Origin of the sequence: Crassaminicella indica, from assembly GCF_019203185.1 — a bacterium.
In the GTDB taxonomy this organism is placed as follows: Bacteria; Bacillota; Clostridia; order Peptostreptococcales; family Thermotaleaceae; genus Crassaminicella; species Crassaminicella indica.
In genome coordinates this window covers 2,594,996-2,617,165 of record NZ_CP078093.1, presented here as the reverse complement: position 1 = coordinate 2,617,165, position 22,170 = coordinate 2,594,996, and the positions used below count along the sequence as shown (strand labels likewise).

The following is a 22,170-nucleotide window of genomic DNA, read 5'->3' as shown; positions in this document are numbered from 1 at the left end:
TAGACTAATATTTTGAAATTTAAAAAGCTTTCTGATATAATTACTATTGCTTTACAAAATGGAGGTGAAATTGTGGCAAAATCTTTAGTGATAGTAGAATCTCCTGCTAAAGCCAAAACTATTGGAAAGTTTTTGGGCAAGAATTATAAAGTTGTTGCCTCCGTTGGTCATGTAAGAGATTTACCTAAGAGTAAAATGGGGATAGATATCGAAAATGATTATGAACCACATTATATAACTATCAGAGGAAAAGGACCTATTATCAAGGAATTAAAAAAAGAAGTGAAAAAGGCAGAGAAAGTATTCTTAGCTACTGACCCTGATAGAGAGGGAGAAGCTATTTCATGGCATTTAGCACATATATTATCTATTGATGAACAAGATCAATGTAGAATTGAATTTAATGAAATAACAAAAACAGCTATAAAAAATGCTGTTAAAAATCCTAGACAAATCAATAAGAATTTAGTAGATGCGCAACAAGCAAGACGTATATTAGACAGATTAGTAGGGTATAGTATTAGCCCATTGCTTTGGAGAAAAATCAGAAAAGGATTAAGTGCTGGTAGAGTTCAATCTGTTGCTACGAAGATGATATGCGATAGAGAAAAGGAAATTAAAAACTTTATACCAGAAGAATATTGGAGTATTGTTGCAAGCTTATCTACAGAAAATAAAAAAGAAGTTTTTGAAAGTAAATTTTATGGTACAATTGACCAAAAGATAGATTTAAAAAATGAAGATATGGTAGAGGAGATAGTAAAAAAATTAAAACAAGGAACTTTTATTGTATCAGAGGTAAAAAGAAAAGAGAAAAAAAGAAATCCGTATCCACCTTTTACAACTAGTAGTCTGCAGCAGGAAGCAGCAAATCGATTAGGATTTACTACTAAAAAAACAATGATGATTGCCCAACAGCTATATGAAGGAATAGATATTGAAGGAGAAGGGTCTGTAGGTCTAATAACTTATATAAGAACAGATTCAACAAGAATTTCTAATGAAGCAAAGGAAAATACTAAGAAATATATTATAGAAAAATTTTCTAGTGAGTATATAGCTGATGAAGAAAAAAAGTATAAAACAAAAAAAGAAGCACAGGATGCACATGAAGCTATAAGACCAACATCTATAGAAAGAACTCCTGACAAAATTAAGTCTTCTCTTAAAAAAGCACAATATCAACTATATAAATTAATTTGGGAACGATTTTTAGCAAGTCAAATGAAAAATGCAGTTTATGAAACATATTCAGTAAATATAACTAATAATAACTATTTATTTAAAGCTTCAGGCTCAAAACTTATATTTGATGGTTTTTTAAAGGTTTATACTTATGCAACCGTTTCAGATAAGGAAATACCACAAGTTGTAAAAGGACAAAGATTACAACTTCAAAGCATAGAACCAAAGCAGCATTTTACGCAGCCACCTCCAAGATTTACGGAAAGTACATTGGTAAAAGAATTAGAAGAGAAAAATATAGGTAGACCTAGTACATATGCGCCAATTATATCAACAATAATCAGTAGGGGCTATGTGGAAAGAGAAAATAAATCATTAAAGCCTACAGAATTAGGGGTTATTGTAAATGATTTGTTAGAAGAGTATTTTAAAGATATTGTAGATAAGCATTTTACAGCGGAGCTTGAAGAAAAATTAGATAAAATTGAGGAAAATCAATTAGAATGGATTCAAGTAATTGATGATTTCTACAAACCTTTTAGTAAAACATTAAAACATGCAGAAGAAGAAATAAAAAAAATAGAGTTAGTTGAAGAGGAAACAGATGAAATTTGTGAAGTGTGTGGTAAAAATATGGTGATAAAGTATGGAAGATACGGAAAATTTTTGGCTTGTTCTGCATATCCAGAATGTGAGCATACAAGACCTTTTGTAAAAAAAATAGGAATAGCATGTCCACGCTGTGGAGGAGAAATCGTAGAGAGAAGATCTAGAAAAGGTAGATTGTTTTACGGATGTGGTAATTTCCCAAATTGTAATTTTATAACATGGAATAGACCAATTGCTGAAAAGTGTCCAGTTTGTGGCTCTCTTTTAGTTAAAAAAAATAGAAAAAACGATACAATTATTCAATGTTCAGATAAAGAATGTAAATATAAAAGAATTGAAGAAAAGGCTGATTAATCAAAATTTATTTTATAATTTTACAATTTGTTATTGAACAAATTGATAAAATATGATACCATTGCAAATGGTTTGCTAAAATAAAAATTTTGATATCGATTATGATTTGGAAACAGAAGGAATAAAAGCTTCTTTTATAGAAGAAGCTATAAATAAAATAACCAATATGTAAAATATCAAAAGAAAATATAAATAAATTTATTCTATAAGAAAAAGTTTACGAGGAGGATTACAAATGAGTACTACGTTATTGGAAAAAACAAGAAAGCTGAACAAGATATTGCAGCAGTCAGGCAATGTGCCTGTTTCATTTGCAGAGTTATGTAGAACTTTGAGTGATGTATTGGATGCTAATGTGTATGTTGCAAATAAAAGAGGTAAAGTTTTAGGGATTTATTTAATAGATGAATCAGAAAGTCCTATTATTGTTGACTCTGTTACAGGAAGACAAAAATTCCCAGAAGAGTACAATGAACAATTGTTAAAAATCGTTGATACAAAATATAATGTAACAGGAGATGCACTACTTGAAATTTTCAGATACGATGTTGAAAGTGCAAAAAAATTAGCAACCATTGTACCTATTAATGGAAGTGGGCAGAGACTGGGTACGCTTATTTTATCAAGACATGATAAAGAATTTACTGATGAAGATTTAATACTAGCTGAATATAGTGCTACTATTGTAGGAATGGAAATACTTAGAGCTAAAAGTGAAGAAATCGAGGAAGAAGCAAGAAAGAAAGCTGTCGTACAAATGGCAATAGGAACACTTTCTTACTCTGAATTAGAAGCCGTAGAACATATATTTGAAGAGCTTGAAGGAACAGAAGGTTTGCTGGTAGCTAGTAAGATAGCGGATAGAGTAGGAATAACAAGATCTGTTATTGTCAATGCTTTGAGAAAGTTTGAAAGTGCTGGAGTAATAGAATCAAGATCTTTAGGAATGAAAGGTACACATATTAAAATACTTAATGATAAGCTTATTGATGAGTTGGAAAAATTAAAGAGATAAGATGTTAAAAAAAGCAATCTATAAGGTTGCTTTTTTTTAAGGCATAAAATTTCAAAATTAATGACAGGTCTGCTAAAATAAGGTATAAATATATTTGAAATAAAGATTAAAATTATTTATCTGAGATTAATATGAGGTTATATTTTGATATATAATTTTATGTGAAAATATTTCCTGTTGGGTCTAAAGGTAAAATAAAATATACTAGAATTAGTGACAGTAAGAATGTTATGTAAATTTTAAAGCAAATAGTTCCAATTTACTATTTATGAAAAAAATGTCGCATATTCAAAGAATATATATTATAATAATAACGAGAAATATGGAAAAAAAATGAAATAGACTGGTACGAGATGAAACCAAATGTGCAGAAAAAGAAGGGAAAGCAAATTTTATGTCGAATATTCATAAAAGAGAAAAGATAATGTTGAAAATATTTATGTAGAATGAATGTGGGAGGAAAATATGAGTATTTTAAATAAGTCCTTTAGCAATATAAATATTTTAAAAATGGGTATGGATGCTTGTTGGCTTAGAAATGAAGCGATATCTAACAATATAGCAAATGTAAATACACCTAAATATAAAAGAAATATAGTTAAATTTGAATCGATTTTGGCACAAAATTTATCAGAGAGATCTATAGAAGGTAAATTGACAAATGAAAATCACTTGCCAGTAGGAAATGTTTCTATAGACAAAGTAAAGCCAATAGTTACAAAGGATTATACAAATCAGTATAGAAAAGACGGGAATAACGTAAATATAGATGTGGAAATGGCAAATCTGTCAAAGAATACGATAAGGTATTATATGTTAAAAGAATCGATTACATCAGATTTTCAGAAACTTAGAATTGTTATTAAGGATGGGAGGTAGCTAAAATGAGTTTGTTTCATTCAATTAATGTTAGTGCTACTGGATTAACAGCAGAACGGTTGAGGATGGATATAATATCAAAAAATATTGCTAATGCCAATACGACTAGGACTAGTAGTGGTACTCCTTACAGACGTCAAGTTCCAGTTTTTAAACAGAGTAGCCCCAACTTTGCACAGACGTTAGAAAATGCTAAAAATGGACAACAAATAGGAAATGGTGTTGAGGTTGTTGCAATTAAGGAAGATAAAACTCCGTTTAAAAAAGTGTATGATCCAGGACATCCTGATGCAGATAAGGATGGGTATGTAAAGATGCCAAATGTAGATATTGTAACAGAAATGATTAATATGATTTCATCTACTAGAGCATATGAAGCCAATGTAACAGCCATGAATGCTGCGAAAAGCATGGCGATGAAAGCACTTGAAATAGGAAAATAGATAATAAATGGTGGAGGAGTTATAGATGAAGATAAATAATATTACCAATCCATCAATAAATGCATTGAATATTACACAAAAGAAAGATCATAAGGATTTTTCTGCATTTTTGAAGGATTCATTGAAAAAGGTAAATGATTATGAGTTAGAATCTCAGAGGATAAATACGCTTGCAGCGATGGGAGAAATTGATAATATACATGAAGTTATGATCGCCGCTGAAAAATCTAAAATTGCACTGCAATTTACTGTTGAGGTTAAAAATAAAGTTCTAGATGCCTATAAAGAGATAATGAGATTGCAAGTATAATGCATATAGTCGTATAAGGGAATGAGGTGGCTAAATGGGCAATGGGCTAGAACAAATAAAAGAGCAATTAAATGAATTTTATAAGAAATTAGATAAGAAGCAAAAAAATTAAAATTGGCGTCAGCGGATTATTGGTGATCATTAGTATGACATTATTATTTTATTTTACTTCACAACCAGAATATGTAACACTATTTAATGATTTAACACCAAAGGATGTTGGAGAAATTACTGCAAAGCTTGATGAAATGTCTATACCGTGGAAAGATGATGAATTAGGTACTATATTAGTGCCGAAGGAATATAAGAATAAAGCACAGGCAAAGCTTGCTGTGGCAGGATTACCTAAAGAAGGATTTTCTTATGAAACTATGATAGATAGCAATAGTCTTACAATGACAAATGAAGAAAGAAAAAAAAGATATATTATTGCGCAAATGAATGCATTAGCTGCAACGATTGAAGAAATTGATGGGATAAAAAATGCAATGGTTAATTTGAGTGTAGCAGATGATACAAATTTTTTGATTGATAAGCAAAAATCAAAAGCGTCTGTGTTTGTTGAATTAGAAAAAGGAAAAGAGCTTTCAAAGGAACAAGTAAATGGTATTGTAATGCTTGTGGCAAATGCTGTAAAAGATTTAGACCCTGAAAATATATCTATAGTTGACAATAAAGGAAAAGTATTAAACAATCAAAAGGATAAAGATAATTTTGATGCTTCTACCCAATTAGGGCTACAAAAGCAAGTACAAAATCAAATGCAGGAAAGTATAAAAGAATTTTTATCTACTTCATATGGATCAGGAAATGTTGCAGTGATGGTAAATGTAAAACTAGACTTTGATAGTGAAGTAACAAATGTAAAAGAATTCTCACCACCGATAAAAGATGAGACAAATGGACTTATTCGAAGTATGAATGAGCAAAATGAACATTTAACAAATGGAAGCAATGGTGGAGTTCCGGGAACAGACTCTAATTCAGAAGATATTACTCAATATGTAGAAGAAAATGGAAATGAGTCTAAATATGATAAAATAAATAAAACTATTAATTATGAGCTAAATGAAATAAATAAAAAGATTGTAAAAGCACAAGGACAAATAAAGGATATAACTGTTGCTGTTTTAATAAACAAGAAGGTGTTACCAAATGGAGAGCTTACAGAAGAAGAAGAAAAGCAAATAAAAAGTATTGTTTCGGCTTCAGCAGGATTAGATACAAAAGTTGTTGAAGTGATGGCGAAAGATTTTGATACAACTTTAGCGGATCAATTTGCAAGTATGGAAGAAAACAGCCAATCAGGAGCTTTTGGCAATATTCCACTATGGGCTATAGGCATATTAGGAGCATTGCTTATTGGTGGTGCTGTATATACAGTCTACAGGCTTAGAAAAAGAAAAGATGAAATGGATACGGTGCTAGAAGATACTGTTCCAACTATAGAAGATGAACTTGAAGAGATAGAACTTGAAGCAAATGAAAAATCAAGCTATAAAAAACAAATCGATAAATTTGTAGATAAGAATCCTGAAGCAGTTGCACAACTGCTAAAGACATGGTTAAACGAAGATTAGGAGTGTAGAATATGCCTAGAAAAACAGGATTAACTGGCAAAGAGAAGGCAGCTGTGCTGCTGATCTCTTTAGGGCCAGATAAATCAGCAAAGATATTTAAACATCTTCAAGAAGAAGAAATTGAAGAATTAACATTAGAAATTGCAAACATGAGAAAAATTTCTCCTGAAGAAAAGGAGAAGGTTTTGGAAGAATTTTATCAAGTATGTCTCGCACAGGAATATATTTCTGAAGGAGGCATTAACTATGCAAAAGAAATTTTAGAAAAAGCATTAGGAACGCAAAAGGCTTATGATATAGTAAATAAGCTTACAGCTTCTTTACAAGTTCGTCCTTTTGATTTTGCAAGAAAAGCAGATGCTAGCCAATTGTTGAATTTTATACAAAATGAACATCCGCAAACAATTGCACTAATACTTTCGTATTTAGGACCTCAACAAGCAGGACAGATTTTATCTTCTTTGCCACAGAATAAACAAGCTGAAGTAGCTAAGCGTATTGCTACTATGGATCGAACAACACCTGAAATTATCAAAGAGGTTGAAGCGGTTCTTGAGAGTAAATTATCTTCTATGGTTACACAAGATTACACAACAGCTGGAGGTATACAAGCTATTGTGGATCTGTTAAATTCTGTTGATAGAGGTACAGAGAAGTTTATTATGGAAACTCTTGAAATAGAAGACGTTGAATTGGCAGAAGAGATCAAGAAGAGAATGTTTGTATTTGAGGATATTGTTACATTAGATAGTACATCGATTCAAAGGTTTATACGTGATGTAGATAACAATGAGTTAGCTATTGCTTTAAAAGGTGCTACGCAAGAAGTACAAGATATTATATTTAATAATATGTCAAAGCGTATGGCAGAAATGATCAAAGAAGATATGGACTTTATGGGACCAGTAAGATTAAGAGATGTAGAAGAGGCACAGCAAAAAATTGTCAATACCATTAGAAAACTTGAAGAAGCTGGTGAAATTATTATATCTCGTGGAGGAGGGGACGAAATCATTGCCTAGGATTTATAAGTCTTCTTATGTGCAGGTTGGAGATATAAAAGAAATCTGTATAGAAAATATTTCAAAAGATGATTTAGTTATAAATACACAAAAGGATTGTGAGCAGGAAATAGAAGAAGAGAAGGTGCAGGAAGTTGATTTCGAAGCGATATATAATCAAAAAATGCAGGAAATCGAAGCTTTAGTAAAAGAAAAATTAGCAGAAGCAGAAAATCAAGCACAAAGGATTATTAGTGATGCTTATGAAGATGCAAAAACAATATATGAAAATGCAAAGAAAGATGGATTTGAAGCTGGGAAATGCGAAGGCTATGAAGTTGGTAAGGCAGAATCAGATAAATTGATTAAAGAAGCCCTTGATATAAAAAATGAAGTGCTAATGACAAAAAAGAGTTTAGTTTCACAGTTAGAAAAAGAAAGTATAGAACTTATTATTAATATTGTAGAAAAAATACTGAATATGAAGATAGAAGATTCATATGAAACGATTATTGGACTTGTAAAAGCAGCACTTAGCAAATGTGCTTATACAGAATCATTAGTACTTAGAGTAAGTCCTGATGACTATGATTATGCTATTAGTGCAAAGGATAAAATATTAGTTTTAGCAGAAAACATTGATGATATTAAAATAAAACAAGATCCTTCTCTGAAAAAGGGTAGTTGTATTTTGGATACAGTTTCAGGAAGTATTGACTCAAGTATTAAAACTCAATTCGATCAGATCAAGTCATTATTTCATGAAATATTAGAGAGCGAGTGATATAAAAGAAATGCTTAATCTAGATAAATATAGATATGCTCTTGAAAATGCAAATTTAATTAAATATAGTGGCAAGGTTTCTCAAGTTGTAGGATTAACAATAGAATCCTTAGGCCCTGCTGTTAAATTAGGAGAAATATGTTATATATATCCATTAAAGGGTATAACACCAATAAAAGCAGAAGTAGTAGGATTTAGAGATGAGAAGGTATTGTTAATGCCTTTAGGAGAAATGGATGGAATTGGACCAGGGAGTAAAGTGGTAGCTACAGGTGAAATGCTGTCTGTGAATGTTGGAGAAGAACTTTTAGGTCGTATATTAGATGGCTTAGGGAATCCTATAGATGATACAGGACGGTTAGCTACTACAAAGAAATACCCTGTAAACAATCAACCTCCAAATCCTTTGAAAAGAAAAAAAATAGAAGAAGTTTTATCTCTTGGAGTAAAAGCTATTGATGGATTATTAACTTGTGGAGTGGGACAAAGAATAGGAATATTTGCTGGAAGTGGTGTTGGAAAAAGTACACTTATGGGTATGATTGCTAGAAATACAGAAGCAGATGTAAACGTAATCGCTTTGATTGGAGAGCGTGGAAGAGAAGTTAGAGAATTCATTGAGAAGGATTTGCAGGAAGAAGGATTAAAAAGATCTGTTTTAGTTGTAGCAACTTCTGATCAACCAGCTCTTGTAAGAATGAAAGGGGCTTTACTTGCTACTTCTATTGCAGAATATTTTAGAGATAGTGGCAAAAATGTTATGTTGCTTATGGATTCATTAACAAGATTTTCAATGGCACAAAGAGAAGTTGGCTTAGCAGTGGGAGAACCCCCTGTAACAAAGGGATATACGCCTTCTGTTTTTGCAGCACTACCTAAGCTTCTTGAAAGATCTGGAAATTCTGATAAGGGATCTATAACGGCTTTATATACTGTGTTGGTAGATGGAGATGATTTGAATGAGCCTATAACGGATACAGCGAGAGGTATATTAGATGGACACATTGTATTGTCTAGAAAGCTTGCGAATAAAAATCATTATCCAGCTATTGATATTCTTGCAAGTGTGAGTAGGGTAATGCCTAATATTGTTGATGAGGAGCATAGAAAATTTTCTGGTGAATTCAGAGATATATTAGCTACTTATAAAGATGCTGAAGATTTGATTAATATTGGTGCTTATGTGAGTGGTAGCAATCCAAAAATAGATTATGCTATAAAGATGATAGATGCATTAAATGATTATTTACGACAAGGAATACATGATAAGTTTAATTATCATGATGCAGTATCACAAATGAAAAATCTTCTACAATAGAGGTGTTCTGATTGTTAAAGTTTCGCTTTAAATATCAAAATTTATTAGAAGTGAAAGAAAAATATGAAGATGTAATAAAAGGGAAATTGAATAAGGCACAGTCTAAGCTTCAAAATGAAAAAAAGCAATTAAGGGAGTTGGAAAAATATAAAGATAATTGCAAAAATCATATTGCTTTAAAGGTACAAAGTGGAATAAACGTAGGATATTTAAAGACTTATGATTCATTTTTATTAGGATTAAAAAGAAAGATCCATGAACAGATTCAAATTGTAGAACAATGTAATAATGAAGTAAATAAATGCAGACAAGAATTGATGAAGGCTTCTATGGAGAAGCGAACCTTTGAGAAATTAAAAGAAAAAGAAAAAGAAAATTTTTGTTATATAGAAAAAAAGGAAGAAGAAAATTTTGTAGACCAATTAGTAACGTTTCAAAACTTCAAAAGCAATTAGGGGGCAATAATGGCAAAGTCTAAGGAAAGAGAAAAAAATAGCATGGGAATAGGAAAAATTTTACTTATTGTTGCAGCTGTTTTTATTACTATTCCTATTATGATTATGAGTATCGTTTATGTTACAAATGATAATTTTAAATTTGTAGCAAATAAATATTTAAGCAAAGTTTCTGGACCGATTGGAAATTATTTTGAAAGTTTTCCAACAAAAGAAGAAGAAGAGCGTAAAAAAAGAACCGTTGCAAAATACTTGATAGGTTTAGATGCAGAAAGCGCTTCTGATAAATTGACCATTATTAAAAATGAAGATGAAAAGTTATATTCGGATTTGATTAAAATATGCACACAGTTAAATTCTAATCAAACAAAAAAAATACTTGAATATAGAAGACAGGGCGATATCAAGAAGGATATTTTATCGTCTATTATAGAACAAATTAAAAGCGAAAAAACAAAAGAACTACAGGAAAAGGCGAAATATTATGAAAATACGTCATTAGTGAATGCTGTACAAGAAATTAATACAAATTTAATGAATGAAACAGTTTCTTATAATACGATGGGATTGATCCTAGAGCAAATGAAAGAAGGGAACGCAGCAGATATTTTAAAATATTTAAAGGCTGAAGTAAAAAACAAGCTTTTGGCTAATTATCAATCAAATGAAAAGAGAAAAAAAGTAACAGATATTTTAAATAAAATGAATGATAGAGAAAAAGAATTAGTGAATATAGCTAATATTTATAATTCTGAAAATGCTGAGAAGCTATTAGAGGATATTGGAAGTGAACAAAAATATAAGCTCAACGAATTGTCAACTATATATAGAAATATGAACATGTTAAAAGCAGCAAAAGTTCTTGCTAAGACTCAAGACGAAAATTTCACTTATAAGTTGCTAGAACAGATTAAAAATGATGAAGTGCTTATAAAAGGAAATGATACATTAACTGAAGATTTAATGAGAGCTATAAAAATATATAGAGAGTATGATCAGAAGGTAGATGAATTAGTAAAAATATATACAAAAATGGAACCTAAACAGATTGGAGATATGATAAGTAAATTATTTAAAAGTCGTAAAGCTCCAGAAAAATATACTTTTAATAATGAAGATCAAATTACTATAACAGATCAAGACCTTGCAATAAGTGTTTTAGAGAAGCTTAAAGAAAAAACGGTAGCACAGGTACTTGAAGCCTTAGATAGTGATTTAGCTTCAGATATATCTAAAAAATTAACGCTACCAAGTAAACAGCTGAAATAAATGTATATAAGATAGAAAGGAGGTGAAAAAATGAATGTAGATATGATGAATATAAATATTAAGGTAAGCAATAACAAAAAAATGGATTATAAAGAAAAAAGCATTATAAAAACGAGCAAAGAGGATTCTTTTGACAAGGTACTCAATGAAAAAATGAATGAGCCTAAAAAGGGAAGGAAGAACGAAAAAGCTTCGATTCAAAATAAAGTAGCTAAAGATGAAAAAAAAGAAAGTAATGTAAAGGAAGCAATAGACAAAAGCTCTACTGAAAATATAGAAAAAGATGAAGATGAGAATGTAAAACAGGAGATGCTAGAGCTAATAGCTGTATTAAATGCATTTATAGAGGAATTAGATAAAGCACTGCAAACAGGAGAAAACAGTGAAAACACAGAAATAAAATTGGACGATATAAAATCACAGCTAGGAGAAATAATATCTTTTATTGAACGAAATGACATAAAGGAGTATGTTCTGTCAAAAGAAAGGCTTGAGCAGTTAACAGACAAATTAGAAATATTACTCGATCAGAGCGAAGTAAAACTAGAGATAAAAGATTTTGATAAAGCATTTGAAAAGCTTAAAAATTTACTAGCTGAAGAAATAACTAATAAAAATGAAACAATCAATATAACAGCGAGTGAAGCTGCAAATAAATCTAATGTGGACGACTTATATATAAAAGAAGATACAGGACCTGAAACAGCTGATGCTAAAGAAGATATATTTGCAAATATCGAGAATAAAGCTAAGCAAAATACAGAAAATGAGAAACAAATGTCTCAGAATGACAAAAATAAAGGAAAATTTGGATTTTTCGCTAATAAGATACAAAAAGTAATCATTAACGATAAAATCATCGAAGATATTCCTACAGCTTTTGTGATTCAAAACAATATGAATGAGATAGAGCATATAAAATTAGAAACAGCAATACAAAAGCCAAATTTTCAAAATATTTTAGAGCAGGTGATTGAGAAGGCTCACGTATTAGTTGATGAAAAGGGTTCTGAAATGACATTGCAGCTTAAACCAGAGCATCTTGGAAATCTTTCAATGAAAATAGCAGTTGAAAGAGGTATTGTTATAGCTAATATTGTTGCAGAAAATCAAACAGTAAAGGAAGTTTTAGAATCAAATTTTAATGCGCTTAGGGATGCACTCAATGAAAAAGGGTTTAGCATTCAAGAATTGAATGTATCTGTTGGACAAGATACAGATTTTCAAAAGCATCAAAATTTCATGAACTTTAAGAAGAAAAATAGTACGAAAAATATGGTTAATTCATTAGAGTATGAAAATATAGTCGTGAATGAAGGTGTAAATACTAGACTTTCTATTGGAGAGTCTACAATAGATCAATTAGGGTAGGGGGTGAATAAATGGCAGTTTATGGAGTAAGTAATAGTACAAGTACAGCCACATCAATGACAAAAACGACAAAAAAAACAAAGAAAGAGGAAGATAAGCTCATATATGGTGAGGTTAATAAGATGAAGGAAGATGAGCAGAAAACTACTTCTAAAAAGCTTAAAAACAAGCTGGGAAAAGATGATTTCTTAAAATTACTTGTGACACAGTTAAAATATCAAAATCCATTAAATCCTGTAGACGATAAAGAATTTATGGGACAAATGGCTCAATTTAGTAGTCTTGAACAAATGCAAAATATGAATAATGCAATGGAAGGGTTGACAAAAGAAATAAGAAATACAAACGATGCTATGCTGACGGTGAGTAAAATGAACTATAATTTAAATAAACAAATGGTTGATGAATTAGCAAAGATCAGTAAAGCGTTAGAAGCATATGGAATAAAACCACCAGAGGGTGGCACAGATGGTTCGGACAGTACAGATGATGAAAATGGAGGCAGTGAAAATGAATAAGATCCTGATTCATAAAATTCACGCCTCGATACCTAAGCTCTCTCCTAAAAATAACACATATAAAAAATCATTTGCACAGGTATTAGATAATATTGCAAGCAAGGATGTGAAGTTTTCAAAGCATGCAAAGGAGAGAATGCAGTCAAGAAATATTGAGATTAATAATCAAGAAATGAACAAAATCAATGAAGCATTAAATAAAGCAAAGCAAAAGGGAATCAAAGAAACATTGATACTTATGAACAACAAAGCATTTGTTGCAAGTGTAAAAAATAGAACTATTATTACTGTTGCTACAGATGAACAACTAAAAGAAAATATATTTACAAATATAGACGGTGCTGTAATCATATAGCTGGACCTTTTAGGGGGCTATGGTTTTCTGAATGACAGATGAGAACTATTACAGCAAATAAAGGGGGTTTTTTAAAATGATGCGTTCAATGTATTCGGCAGTATCTGCCCTTAGCGCTCATCAAATGAAAATGGATGTTATTGGAAATAATATTGCCAATGTAAATACAGTAGCATTTAAAGGTTCTAGAGTTACCTTTAAGGAAACATTCAATCAAACTTTAAAAGGAGCAGGAGCAAGTACGGGTGGTCGTGGAGGAACTAACCCAATGCAGGTAGGTCTTGGTGTAGATATAGGAGCTATAGATGTACTACATAAAAGAGGAACACCAGAAAGAACAGAGAATCCAACAGATCTGATGATAAATGGTGAAGGATTTTTCATGGTATCTGATGATGTAAATTATATTAATAAATACTATACAAGAGCAGGAAATTTTGTATTGGATGATTATGGTAATTTGGTTACACAAGATGGATATAAGGTATTAGGCTATATGGCTGATGAATCAGGAAATCTAAAAAGTAGTATAGAAGGATTAAGAATAGATAGGTCTGTAGTATATCCACCACAAGCTACAGAACCATCACCAACCAACCCAGATGAAGATGTTGTAATATTTGAAGGAAATTTAGATAGTAGGGCTAAAGCTTCTGATACCTATGATCCAAAACCTGATCCAACGGTAAATGCAGATCCTGAAAAAAATGGAATATATGAACTTGATACAACTATTACAAAGGGTAAGGCTATATATGTGGCGAATGATGATTATAAAGAGAGTATTGGTGGAGAAACAACAATAGAGGTATATGATAAATTAGGAAATGTTCACAAAATAAAGCTTGTTTTCACAAAGAAAGAGGTAGATATCGATTCAGGTATAGCTACATGGAATGTAGATGCCTTTTATCTACATCCTGATGGAAATATGTATAAAAATGGAGATTCTAATATTAAAGTTGAGGGAGATGCGATTAAAGATGATGGACAATCAGAGGATGGCTTTCAATATGGATCAAAAGATACTGCTGGTTCTTTTCAACAAGAATCTTTTACATTAAAATTTGATAATAAGGGAAATGTATTAGGAGATTTTAAAATGACCTTTAAATTAGGAAAAAATATAACTAATGGAGCAGCTCCCCTTCAATTTGATATCAATCTAAAAAAATTAACTCAATTTGCCAATGAATCAAATGCAGGAGCAACTTATATAAAAGGATATAAACAAGGTTCATTAGAAGAATTTGCAATTGCTCCAAATGGAGAGATTACTGGTGTATTCTCTAATAACATGAGAAGAGTTTTAGGAAGAGTTGCGATTGCCAACTTTAAAAATCCTGCAGGGCTGCAAAAGTCAGAATCAAATATGTATATAGAAACAAGAAATTCAGGTATTGCTTCGATAGGTCTTCCGGGGTCAAATGGATTTGCACAGCTTAGTCCAGGAAGTCTTGAAATGGCAAATGTAGACTTAGGTAGAGAATTTACAAATATGATTACAACTCAAAGAGGATTTCAGGCGAATTCAAAAGTAATTACGACAACAGATGAAATGCTTCAAGAATTAGTTAACTTAAAAAGATAATAATTTATTCCGGGCGTTTTAGCCCGGAGTTTAAAGGATGGTTTATATGATTATCTTAACAAAGCTAAATGGAAAAGAGTATGCAGTAAATAGTGACCTGATTGAATTTATTGAGTCTACACCTGATACAGTTATAACGCTTACAACTGGTAAAAAAATTATTGTGCTAGAATCTATTGACCAAATTATCGACAAAATAATAAAATATAAACAGAGGATTTTCTCGAAAACTATCATAACCCATAACTTCTTAGGAAATGAGGTGTAGGCATTGGATTTAGCAACGGTATTAGGGATTATCGTAGGTATGGGATTTGTAATAGGTGGAATTTTGCTTGGAGGGAGTCTTGGGACCTTTGTGGATCCAGCTTCAATAGTTATTGTTCTTGGTGGAACCGTTGCAGGAATACTTGTAGCATATCCACTAAACAAAGTTAAAGATGCTTTAGTTGTTGTAAAAAAGGCTTTTACTACGAAAAATCTTAACCCTACGGAAGTGATTGATAAGATTATTGAAATAGCAAATATTGCAAGAAGAGAAGGTCTTTTAGCTTTAGAGGAGGCAGCAGAAAATATCAATGATGATTTTCTAAAAAAAGGTATTATGCTTATTGTAGATGGTACAGATCCTGAATTGGTTAGAAATATATTAGAGACTGAGCTGGCATTCTTAGAAGAGCGGCATGGGGAAGGAAAAAGCATTTTTGATACTTTAGGAAGTTTAGCACCAGCCTTTGGTATGATCGGTACTTTAATAGGACTGATAAATATGTTAAAAACGCTAGATGACCCATCAACTGTAGGACCAAGTATGTCTGTAGCGTTAATTACAACTTTTTATGGTGCATTGCTTGCGAATTTAATTTTTATACCTATAGCTGCAAAATTAAAGCTTAGAAGTAGAGAAGAAATATTGATAAAAGAGGTAATAGTTGAAGGTCTTTTATCTATACAGGCAGGGGAAAATCCTAGAATTATAGAAGTAAAGCTTAAGTCGTTCCTTTCTCCAAAGCAAAGAAAGACATCTCAAGAGAATAATAAAGAGAGTGTGGGAGCTTAGATGGCTAGAAAAAGAAAACAAGAAGAAGCACAGAGTGGTGCGCCTGAATGGATGACAACCTTTAGTGATTTGATGACATTACTTTTATGTTTTTTCGTATTGCTTTTCTCTTTTTCTTCCATTGATGCAAAGAAGTTTACAGCGGTATTACAGTCATTTCAAGGGTCATTAGGAGTACTAAGTGGAGGGAAAACTCTTGAGAACACTCCATATATTGAAGAAGCATTAAATGATGAAAGATTAACAAAGCAAATCGAAGAAACAGAGGATTTTAAAAAGCTTAAGGAAAAATTAGAAGAATATTTAAAAAATAATCATATGCAGGAGCAGATGTTAGTAGATTTTGAAAAGAGAGGATTATTATTAAGATTTAAAGATAATGTGTTGTTTGATGCAGCACAAGCAGATTTGAAGCCTCAAGCCAAGCAAACATTAAAGTTTATAGCAGATCTTTTGAAACAAGATGAATTTACAGGAAAACATATAAGAGTTGAAGGTCATACAGATTCAGATAGACTTGTAAATTCTAAAAAATTCCCGACAAATTGGGAACTTTCTGTAACAAGAGCATCTAATGTTGTAAGATTTTTAATTGAGGAAGCAGGACTTGAGCCTACAAGATTATCAGCGTCAGGATACAGCAAGTACCATCCTGTAGTACCTAATGACACTATAGAAAACAAAGCAAAAAATAGAAGGGTAGATATTGTAATACTTCGTTCAGATTTTGTAAAATCAGAACCATATTACTAAAATTCTCAGAAGGGGCGTAAGAGAATGACAACAAAAAAAGTAATATTATTCAGTATCATAGGTTTTTTGATTACTGCAGTAGTAGTAGGCACAGCATTTTATATGGCTACAAATAAAAAAGCTGATACTCAGCCCAAAGAACTTAAGACATATACCTACTCTATTGGAGAATTATATGCAAATGTAAAAGATAGTAGAAAAATCTTAAAAGTGAATATGGATATAGAAATGCTGAATGAAAAATTGAGTGAGCGTCTAGATAATAAGCGTTCTAAAATAACAAATAATATTTTAGAATTATTAAGAAGTAAAGATGAGACACAGTTATCAGGAGATAAAGGACAGCAATCTCTTAGACAAGAAATTCTAAAATCAATCAAAAAAGTCGTACCCTCTGATGAAATTTTGGATGTGTACTTTGTTGAATTTATTATCCAATAAGGGAGGGAACGTAATTGTCTGATGTATTATCACAAAGTGAGATAGATGCCCTAATACAGGCTTTAAGTTCTGGAGAAGTAGATGCACAGGAAATAACTGCAGAGACTAAGGAATCAAAAGTAAAAAAATATGATTTTAGAAGACCAGATAAATTTGCAAAGGAACAATTGCGCACACTCCAAATTATTCATGAGAATTTTTCCAGATTGTTAAATACCTTCTTATCTGGCTATCTCAGAACATTAGTGCAGGTTGAAGTATTAAGTGTAGAACAATTATCTAATCATGAATTTACTAATTCCATATCAAATCCAGCAGTTTTAGGTATTATTGATTTTTCTCCATTAGAAGGGCAAATCATATTAGACATTACTGCTGATGTTGCCTTTGTTATTATTGACAGAATTTTAGGCGGCAGTGGTAGAATTGTCGAAGAAAAAAGGAATTTTACAGAGATTGAGATTTCTTTATTAAGAAAGCTTATTAAGCAAATTATCAAACTTTTTAAGGAGCCGTGGGAAAATGTAGTAAGCATTAATCCAAAATTAGAAAAAATAGAAACAAATTCTCAATTTGCTCAAATAGTTTCACCTAGTGAAACTATCGCACTTATAACATTAAATATTAAAATTGGTGATGTAGAAGGAATGGTTAATTTATGTATTCCTCATTTAGTTATTGAGCCTATATTGCCTAAATTGAATACAAGATTATGGTTTAATAGTGTGAACAAGGAAAGAACATCTGATGATGAAGAAATTATTGCAAAGCGAGTAGAAAAAACAAAAGTTCCTGTTAGAGCAGTTTTAGGAAGTACTTATATAACTGTAAGTGAGTTTTTAGACCTTCAAGTTGGAGATGTAATTCAATTAGATACTTCAATCAAAGAAGATGTAAAGATTTTTGTTGGAGAGCAGCTTAAATATTATGGAAAACCTGGAACAAAAAGAAAAAGGATGGCTGTACAAATAGAAGGTATTGTAGAGAAAGGAGATGAATAAAGTGGGCGATATGCTTTCTCAAGAGGAAATAGATGCTTTATTGAAAGGCACCTCGACGGTTGCAGAAAACAAGCCAGATGAAGATCTAAGTGAAGATGAAAAAGATGCCCTAGGTGAAATAGGAAATATTAGTATGGGAACTTCTGCAACAACATTGTTTACTCTTTTAGGACAAAAGGTTACTATTACTACACCAAAGGTTACAGTACTTACTATGGATGAATTGGCAAAACAATATACTATTCCTTTTGTTGTAGTTGAGGTTAAATATAAAGAGGGGATAAAGGGTACAAATCTTTTGGTATTACAAGAAGATGATGTAAAAGTGATTACAGACCTAATGATGGGTGGAGATGGAACAAATGTTTCTGGAGAACTTACTGAACTACATTTAAGTGCAATTGGTGAAGCAATGAATCAAATGGTAGGATCATCTTCTACATCTTTATCTGAAATGTTTCATAGTAAAATTGATATTCATCCACCAAGAGCTATCTCTATGAGCTTTGCAACTGATTTGGATGGGTTAGATTTTGTAGGGTATAATGATAAAATTGTTAAAATTGCATTTAGAATGGTAGTAGGAGATCTTATTGATAGTGAGATTATGCAGATAATTCCTATTGATTTTGCAAAGGATTTAGTGAATAATTTACTTAATGGAAGTTCATCGAATTATAATGGGGAAGATCATAATACTACAAATGAGCAAGCAAATAATGTAGCTCAACCTATTGAAACACAACCTAGTACTATGGCGAATCAGGTTGGAAATACTGAATATATAAGCAGTAACCAACAGCCAGAAATGGCTAGACCAAACATGACTAGAAGAGAACCTGTAAATGTACAACCTGTACAGTTTCAGTCATTTGATAATGGCTATTCAAGTAGCGAAAAAGAAAATATTAGCTTGATTAGAGATGTACCACTAGAAATTACAGTAGAATTAGGTAGAACTACAAAAAAAATAAGTGAAATTTTAGAGTTTTCACCAGGTACTGTTGTGGAATTGGACAAATTGGTAGGTGAGCCTTTAGATATATTAGTGAATGGACAGTTTATGGCTAAAGGTGAAGTGGTAGTAATAGATGAAAATTATGGTATCCGTATAACGGATATTTTGAATCCTGCTAAAAAAGCAAATAAAATGAAATAAAGAGGAGGAACAATCATGTCAAAAGGAATTTTAGTAGTTGATGATGCTGCATTTATGAGAATGATGATCAAGGATGTTTTAACGAAATATGGATTCAATGTGTTAGGAGAAGCTGAAAATGGTGCAAAAGCAATTGAAAAGTATAAAGAATTGAATCCTGATTTAGTGATTATGGATATTACTATGCCTGAGGTAGATGGAATACAGGCGGTAAAAGAGATAAAAAAAATAAATCCAAATGCTAAAATTGTTATGTGTTCAGCAATGGGACAACAAGCTATGGTTATTGAAGCTATTCAAGCTGGGGCTGGTGATTTTATTGTAAAACCATTCCAAGCAGATCGAGTTATTGAAGCTGTAAAAAAAGTATTAGGTTAATTTGAAAGGGGAAATCATCATTATACCAGATGTAAAATATTTTATTAGTGTTTTGTTTGTATTTATTTTTATACTAGTAGCAGCTTATTATGTAACAAAATTAATTGCAAAAAATGGTTCATTTCTCGTAAAAGGGAAAAATATGAAAGTTATTGAAAAAATATCTTTGGGAATAGATAAATCAATTTATTTGCTTTATATTGGAAAATATTATTACATTTTAGCTGTTTCAAAGCAAAATATTAATATACTTGATAAGATTGATGAAGATGATATTAAAGTAGCTTCTAAAAATCAGCAATATGAAAAAATGGATAATGATTTTGATACTTTATTAGACCAATATTTATACAAAGAAAATACTTTTTCACAAGAAAAACCTAAAAGCTTTGATGCTTTTACAAATACTATGATGAACAAATTAAAGGAAATGAAGAGACGAATGCAGGGCGTAAAACATCATACGGATAGGGACGAAATGAAATGATAAGAAAAGATTTTAAAAAATTTTTATGGATTACTGTGTTGATGATATTTGTTTTAGCTCTCTCGTTTTCTATATCTTCTGCTGAACCTAAGATGCCTATTCCTAAGATAGGATTAAGCATAGATGAAGCAAAAAATCCAAAAGAGGTAGCAAATAGCTTGGAAATTTTATTTTTATTGACAATTTTAGCATTAGCACCGTCTATTTTGATTATGATGACGTGCTTTACTAGAATTATCATTGTATTATCTTTTATACGAAAAGCTATTGCTACCCAAACAACACCTCCGAATCAAGTCCTTATTGGCTTAGCCCTTTTTCTTACTTTTTTTATTATGGCACCAATAGGTGAGGAGATCAATGAGAAGGCAGTACAGCCTTATATAAATGAACAGATTACAGCAGAAGAAGCTTTAGAGAATGCTATGAAGCCAGTTAGAAGTTTTATGTTCAAACAAACCAGAGAAAAGGATTTAGCACTATTTATAGATATATCTGGGAGTGAGAAACCTAAAAAATTAGAAGATATTCCATCTAAAGCTTTGATTCCAGCTTTTATTATTAGTGAATTAAAAACAGGATTTCAAATCGGCTACGTATTGTTTATACCATTTATTGTAATAGATATGGTGGTTGCAAGTACATTGATGTCTATGGGAATGATGATGCTGCCGCCGGTAATGATCTCAATGCCGTTTAAAATACTGTTATTTATACTAGTAGATGGATGGAATCTTATTATCAAATCCTTAATTATGGGATTTCATTAGGAGTGTATTAAATGAGTGAGGGACAGATTATTGATCTTATGCAACAAGCCATGACAAATGTAATATTGTTATCAGCACCAATGCTTGTATTAGGACTTATTGTTGGTTTAGCAGTAAGTGTTTTTCAAGCAACAACGCAAATACAAGAACAAACCCTTGCTTTTGTTCCTAAAATTATATCGGTGCTTGTTGCAATTATTGTTTTTGGACCGTGGATTTTAAATACTATTGTGGATTATACCGAAAGCTTATTTATGAATTTGAATAATTTTATACAATAGATTGGATGAAAAAATGTGGAGATTGCATTTGGTTTACTTGAGCATATAGATGTTTTGTTATTGATTTTTTCGAGAGTTTTAGGTATTTTTGTTTCAGCGCCAGTTTTAAATCATAAAAATGTACCAACCTATCTTAAAATAGGATTTTCTTTTATTACAGCGCTTATTCTTTTTCCAGTGATAAAAGTGCCAACAACTTTAGTGAATGATCATTTTTATTTATTATTGGTATCGAGCATAAAAGAGCTATTAATAGGGATGATGATAGGATTTATTTGCTATTTGTTTTATAGCTCTATATATTTGGCAGGAACTATCATAGATATGCAAATAGGTTTTTCTATGGCGAGTGTAATCAATCCAGAGGATGATACACAAGTTCCATTAATGGGAAGCTTATTCTATGTTATGGCTGTGCTGGTATTTTTATCCATAAATGGACATCATACATTAATTTATGCCTTAAAATATAGTTTTGATAGTATACCTTTAGGAAATTTAACTATCAATGCTTTTATGGTTGATAAATTGATAGGAATATTAATAAATACCTTTGTTATTGCATTTAAAATGGGTGCGCCTATTTTAGTAGCTATTCTTGTGTCAAATATGCTACTTGGTATATTGGCGCGAACGATGCCTCAAATGAATGTTTTTGTTATAGGAATGCCTTTAAAAATAATTGTTGGATTGATGATTATTGTTTTAATGATTCCTTTATATGTAGGTGTTTTTGAAAATATTTTCGACCATATGTTTGAAAATCTATATGAGTTTCTGAACCTTGTATCAAAAGGATGATG

Annotated in this window: 26 protein-coding genes; all 26 read left to right on the top strand. The window is 31.2% G+C overall.

Going from position 1 to position 22,170, the window contains the following annotated elements; all coding sequences use genetic code 11:
* The first annotated feature begins 72 nt into the window (after positions 1–72).
* The 26 genes from topA to fliR all read left to right on the top strand — a co-directional run bounded on the left by topA (position 73) and on the right by fliR (position 22,168).
* The gene (gene topA, locus KVH43_RS12525; RefSeq protein WP_218282854.1) at positions 73–2,148 is read left to right on the top strand and encodes a type I DNA topoisomerase; all 2,076 of its coding nucleotides are present in this window, start codon (positions 73–75) and stop codon (positions 2,146–2,148) included.
* Between the two features lie 235 nt (positions 2,149–2,383).
* On the top strand, positions 2,384–3,163 hold the full coding sequence (gene codY, locus KVH43_RS12520; RefSeq protein WP_218282853.1) for a GTP-sensing pleiotropic transcriptional regulator CodY: 780 nt from the start codon (positions 2,384–2,386) through the stop codon (positions 3,161–3,163).
* 465 nt (positions 3,164–3,628) lie between these two features.
* The gene (gene flgB / locus KVH43_RS12515) at positions 3,629–4,042 is read left to right on the top strand and encodes a flagellar basal body rod protein FlgB (RefSeq protein WP_218282852.1); all 414 of its coding nucleotides are present in this window, start codon (positions 3,629–3,631) and stop codon (positions 4,040–4,042) included.
* Positions 4,043–4,047: 5 nt separating this feature from the next.
* The gene (gene flgC, locus KVH43_RS12510) at positions 4,048–4,485 is read left to right on the top strand and encodes a flagellar basal body rod protein FlgC (RefSeq protein WP_218282851.1); all 438 of its coding nucleotides are present in this window, start codon (positions 4,048–4,050) and stop codon (positions 4,483–4,485) included.
* 25 nt (positions 4,486–4,510) lie between these two features.
* Positions 4,511–4,795 carry a flagellar hook-basal body complex protein FliE gene (gene fliE, locus KVH43_RS12505; RefSeq protein WP_218282850.1) on the top strand — a complete coding sequence of 95 codons (285 nt, stop codon included), beginning with the start codon at positions 4,511–4,513 and terminating at the stop codon, positions 4,793–4,795.
* Positions 4,796–4,887: 92 nt separating this feature from the next.
* Positions 4,888–6,375, top strand: a complete 1,488-nt coding sequence (fliF, locus tag KVH43_RS12500; RefSeq protein ID WP_338028386.1) for a flagellar basal-body MS-ring/collar protein FliF — start codon at positions 4,888–4,890, stop codon at positions 6,373–6,375.
* Positions 6,376–6,386: 11 nt separating this feature from the next.
* Positions 6,387–7,397, top strand: a complete 1,011-nt coding sequence (fliG, locus tag KVH43_RS12495; RefSeq protein WP_218282848.1) for a flagellar motor switch protein FliG — start codon at positions 6,387–6,389, stop codon at positions 7,395–7,397.
* Positions 7,390–8,160, top strand: a complete 771-nt coding sequence (locus KVH43_RS12490) for a FliH/SctL family protein (RefSeq protein WP_218282847.1) — start codon at positions 7,390–7,392, stop codon at positions 8,158–8,160. Before fliG ends, KVH43_RS12490 begins: the two co-directional genes overlap by 8 nt.
* A 10-nt stretch (positions 8,161–8,170) precedes the next feature.
* Positions 8,171–9,478: a flagellar protein export ATPase FliI gene (fliI, locus tag KVH43_RS12485; protein WP_218282846.1), complete on the top strand. Its 1,308-nt coding sequence runs from the start codon at positions 8,171–8,173 to the stop codon at positions 9,476–9,478.
* An 11-nt stretch (positions 9,479–9,489) separates the two neighbouring features.
* Positions 9,490–9,933, top strand: a complete 444-nt coding sequence (gene fliJ, locus KVH43_RS12480; protein ID WP_218282845.1) for a flagellar export protein FliJ — start codon at positions 9,490–9,492, stop codon at positions 9,931–9,933.
* A gap of 9 nt (positions 9,934–9,942) precedes the next feature.
* Positions 9,943–11,202 carry a MotE family protein gene (locus tag KVH43_RS12475; RefSeq protein WP_218282844.1) on the top strand — a complete coding sequence of 420 codons (1,260 nt, stop codon included), beginning with the start codon at positions 9,943–9,945 and terminating at the stop codon, positions 11,200–11,202.
* 30 nt (positions 11,203–11,232) lie between these two features.
* Positions 11,233–12,573, top strand: coding sequence for a flagellar hook-length control protein FliK (locus tag KVH43_RS12470; protein ID WP_218282843.1), 1,341 nt, complete (start codon positions 11,233–11,235; stop codon positions 12,571–12,573).
* Between the two features lie 11 nt (positions 12,574–12,584).
* Positions 12,585–13,091: a flagellar hook capping FlgD N-terminal domain-containing protein gene (locus KVH43_RS13520; protein ID WP_338028347.1), complete on the top strand. Its 507-nt coding sequence runs from the start codon at positions 12,585–12,587 to the stop codon at positions 13,089–13,091.
* Positions 13,084–13,446, top strand: a complete 363-nt coding sequence (locus tag KVH43_RS12460; protein WP_255547768.1) for a TIGR02530 family flagellar biosynthesis protein — start codon at positions 13,084–13,086, stop codon at positions 13,444–13,446. The genes KVH43_RS13520 and KVH43_RS12460 overlap by 8 nt, the downstream gene beginning before the upstream one ends.
* A 76-nt stretch (positions 13,447–13,522) precedes the next feature.
* The gene (locus KVH43_RS12455; protein WP_218282842.1) at positions 13,523–15,037 is read left to right on the top strand and encodes a flagellar hook protein FlgE; all 1,515 of its coding nucleotides are present in this window, start codon (positions 13,523–13,525) and stop codon (positions 15,035–15,037) included.
* Between the two features lie 46 nt (positions 15,038–15,083).
* Positions 15,084–15,305 (top strand): flagellar FlbD family protein, encoded by a 222-nt coding sequence (locus KVH43_RS12450; RefSeq protein WP_218282841.1) that lies wholly within the window; start codon positions 15,084–15,086, stop codon positions 15,303–15,305.
* Positions 15,306–15,308: 3 nt separating this feature from the next.
* Positions 15,309–16,097, top strand: a complete 789-nt coding sequence (locus KVH43_RS12445; RefSeq protein WP_218282840.1) for a flagellar motor protein — start codon at positions 15,309–15,311, stop codon at positions 16,095–16,097.
* Positions 16,098–16,850 (top strand): flagellar motor protein MotB, encoded by a 753-nt coding sequence (locus tag KVH43_RS12440; RefSeq protein ID WP_218282839.1) that lies wholly within the window; start codon positions 16,098–16,100, stop codon positions 16,848–16,850.
* 24 nt (positions 16,851–16,874) lie between these two features.
* Positions 16,875–17,291, top strand: a complete 417-nt coding sequence (locus tag KVH43_RS12435; RefSeq protein WP_218282838.1) for a flagellar basal body-associated FliL family protein — start codon at positions 16,875–16,877, stop codon at positions 17,289–17,291.
* Between the two features lie 14 nt (positions 17,292–17,305).
* Positions 17,306–18,292 carry a flagellar motor switch protein FliM gene (gene fliM / locus KVH43_RS12430; protein WP_218282837.1) on the top strand — a complete coding sequence of 329 codons (987 nt, stop codon included), beginning with the start codon at positions 17,306–17,308 and terminating at the stop codon, positions 18,290–18,292.
* 10 nt (positions 18,293–18,302) lie between these two features.
* Complete coding sequence (fliY, locus tag KVH43_RS12425) at positions 18,303–19,451, top strand: flagellar motor switch phosphatase FliY (RefSeq protein ID WP_476695952.1); 1,149 nt, start codon at positions 18,303–18,305, stop codon at positions 19,449–19,451.
* Positions 19,452–19,466: 15 nt separating this feature from the next.
* On the top strand, positions 19,467–19,829 hold the full coding sequence (locus KVH43_RS12420) for a response regulator (protein WP_218282835.1): 363 nt from the start codon (positions 19,467–19,469) through the stop codon (positions 19,827–19,829).
* 1 nt (position 19,830) lies between these two features.
* A complete protein-coding gene (locus KVH43_RS12415; RefSeq protein ID WP_218282834.1) occupies positions 19,831–20,316 on the top strand; it encodes a flagellar biosynthetic protein FliO in 486 nt (161 codons plus the stop codon).
* Positions 20,313–21,086, top strand: coding sequence for a flagellar type III secretion system pore protein FliP (gene fliP / locus KVH43_RS12410; RefSeq protein ID WP_255547767.1), 774 nt, complete (start codon positions 20,313–20,315; stop codon positions 21,084–21,086). The genes KVH43_RS12415 and fliP overlap by 4 nt, the downstream gene beginning before the upstream one ends.
* Positions 21,087–21,097: 11 nt before the next feature.
* Positions 21,098–21,367 carry a flagellar biosynthesis protein FliQ gene (gene fliQ, locus KVH43_RS12405; RefSeq protein ID WP_218282833.1) on the top strand — a complete coding sequence of 90 codons (270 nt, stop codon included), beginning with the start codon at positions 21,098–21,100 and terminating at the stop codon, positions 21,365–21,367.
* Between the two features lie 15 nt (positions 21,368–21,382).
* Entirely contained in the window at positions 21,383–22,168 is a 786-nt protein-coding gene (gene fliR, locus KVH43_RS12400; protein WP_218282832.1) for a flagellar biosynthetic protein FliR, read from the top strand.
* Positions 22,169–22,170 lie beyond the last annotated feature (2 nt).